At 66.4% G+C, this 2,516-nt stretch carries 3 protein-coding genes; all 3 read right to left on the bottom strand.

Annotation, left to right across the window (positions count from 1 at the left end; translation table 11 throughout):
- A partial coding sequence (locus Q0602_RS23780) for an alcohol dehydrogenase catalytic domain-containing protein (RefSeq protein ID WP_298848585.1) occupies positions 1-285 on the bottom strand: 285 nt, incomplete at its 3' end.
- An 87-nt stretch (positions 286-372) separates the two neighbouring features.
- Positions 373-1,584: a D-mannonate dehydratase ManD gene (gene manD / locus Q0602_RS23785; protein ID WP_295035896.1), complete on the bottom strand. Its 1,212-nt coding sequence runs from the start codon at positions 1,582-1,584 to the stop codon at positions 373-375.
- Between the two features lie 29 nt (positions 1,585-1,613).
- Complete coding sequence (locus Q0602_RS23790; RefSeq protein WP_298848587.1) at positions 1,614-2,318, bottom strand: GntR family transcriptional regulator; 705 nt, start codon at positions 2,316-2,318, stop codon at positions 1,614-1,616.
- Positions 2,319-2,516: the final 198 nt, after the last annotated feature.

A 2,516-nucleotide genomic window follows, 5' to 3' on the forward strand; every position in this document is an offset into this window, starting at 1 on the left:
GCAGGGGTAGCATCGGCCGCAGTTGACCACCGGGTCGATGCAGACCCGCTCGCCGACACGGGCGGGATCGACGCCATCGCCCACGGCGCGGATCACCCCGGCGAACTCGTGGCCGGTGATGCGGGGAAACTGCACGAAGGCGTTGTCGCCATGGATGATATGCATGTCCGAGCCGCAGATGCCGGCGAACGCGACGTCGACGACCACTTCACCCGCTGCCGCACGCGGTGCTGGCTGATCGCCGACGGCAAATGCATGTGGGGCGCTGACTTCAAAGGCTTGCATCGATGACTCTCCTGGGTGTGTCGCAATCGGCCTGGCACGGGCTCGCCGGTGCCGTGTTCACCAGTGCCGTGCTCACCAGTGCCGTGTTCACCAGTGCCACAGGGTGCCGTCCTCGAGCCGGTTGACCGGCAGGCTGGCACGCTTGAACGGGTGGCGGGCGGCGGCTTCCTCGTCGATATCGACGCCATGCCCCGGGGTCTCGCCGACCAGGAAGTGGCCATCCTCGAAGCGATAGTCGTGGGGGAAGACGCTATCCGTCAGCTCGTCGTGGGGCATGTGCTCCTGGATACCGAAGTTGGGCACCCAGGTATCGAAGTGGATCGCGGCGCCGAGGCACACCGGTGACAGGTCGGTGGGGCCGTGGAAGCCGGTGCGCACATGGTAGAGCGAGGCCAGGTCGGCGATCCGGCGCAGATGGGTAATGCCGCCGCCGTGAGTCAGCGGGGTGCGGATGTAGTCGATCCACTGGTTCTGGATCATCTCGCGGCAGTCGTGGATCGAGTTGAACACCTCGCCGATGGCCAACGGCGTGGTGGTGTGTTCGCGGATCAGGCGCAGGCTCTCCTGGTTCTCCGCCGGCACGCAGTCCTCGAGCCAGAACAGGTGGTAAGGCTCCACCGCCTTGCCCAGCCGCGCGGCTTCGATCGGTGTCAGCCGGTGGTGGACGTCATGCAGCAGGTGCAGCTCGTGGCCGAAGCGCTCGCGCACCGCGGCGAACAGCTGCGGCACGTGGTTGAGATATTTCTCGGTGCTCCATACGTGCTCGGCGGGGAGCTCGGCATCGGCCGGCTCGTAGCGCTCGCCTTCCCGCTTGGCGACGCCGTAGATCGTCTCGATTCCGGGGACGCCGGCCTGAACCCGCACCGCCTTGTAGCCCTGCTCGACGTGACGGGCGACTTCCTCCAGGCAGCTGTCGATGTCCCTGCCGGTGCAGTGGGCGTAGGTCATCACCCGCTCGCGGCTCTTGCCGCCCAGCAGTTGATAGAGCGGCATGTTGGCCGCCTTGGCCTTGATGTCCCACAGCGCCATGTCGACGGCGCCGATGGCGCTCATGGTGACCGGGCCGCGGCGCCAGTAGGCGCCGCGATAGAGGTACTGCCAGGTGTCCTCGATGCGGCTGGCATCGCGGCCGATCAGCGCCGGCACCACATGCTCTTCCAGATAGGCCGCGACCGCCATTTCGCGACCGTTGAGCGTGGCGTCGCCGATGCCGTAGGTGCCCGATTCGGTAATCAGCTTGAGGGTGACGAAATTGCGTCCCGGGCTGGTGACGATGACGCGGGCGTCGATGATTTTCATGGGGTCTCCGGCTGGGGAAAGCGGCAGCTTCAGTGGGTGGCGAACAGGTCGGGGAAGCGGTCGATCAGGCGGGGCAGCGATGTCAGCAGCTCTCTCAGGTGCGCCTGCACGGCTCGCTCGGCGGCTTCCGGATCGCGAGCGTCGATCGCCGCGACGATGCTGGCGTGCTGGTCGACCAGGGTCTCCAGCGGCGTGCCGTCGGGCACGCTGATGTACCGGACGCGGTCGAAATGCGCCTTGACCTCCTCGGTGAAACGCCAGGCCGATTCATGCCCCGCTTCCCGGGAGAGGGTCTGGTGGAAGGCTTCGTCGAGCACGTAGAAACGGTCGTAATCGCCGCTGTCGATGGTTCGACGCTGACGTTCGACCAGTTCCAGGAGGTCCTCCATCCCGCGCCGGGAGAGTCCCTGCTCGGCGGCCGACTTGGCCACGGCCACCTCGATCGCCTCACGCACGAAACGCGCGCTATAGACTGCTTGTGGCGAAATCTTGACCACGAAGGTGCCGCGCTGGGGGCGAACCTCGACCAGCCCCGCTTCCGAGAGCCGGATGAACGCTTCGCGAACCGGCTGGCGGCTGACCTCGAAAGTGTCGGCGATCTCCTTTTCGGAGAGTGCCTGGCCCGGTGCCAGCACCAGCCGGATGATGGCGTGGCGCAGCACGTCGTAAAGCCGCTGACGCACGTGTCCGGCTTCCGAGGCGTTCCAGAGTGTGTGCAGGGTCGTCGTGGTCAAGGGGGCTCCGGTGTTCACGGCTGGCTATCTTGTCTGACTAGTATGGTAGTTCCCGTGCGGTGTTGACGATTCGACTTTGGGCGCATGAAAAACCGTGGCCGCCGTCACAGTTTTGGCCGCTTCTGCCGATGTCTCCTGCAATCGGCTGCGGGCTGCGGGCTGCGGGCTGCGGGCTGCGGGCTGCGGGCTGCGGGCTGC

Origin of the sequence: uncultured Salinicola sp. (genome assembly GCF_937921195.1) — a bacterium.
Classification (GTDB): Bacteria; Pseudomonadota; Gammaproteobacteria; order Pseudomonadales; family Halomonadaceae; genus Salinicola.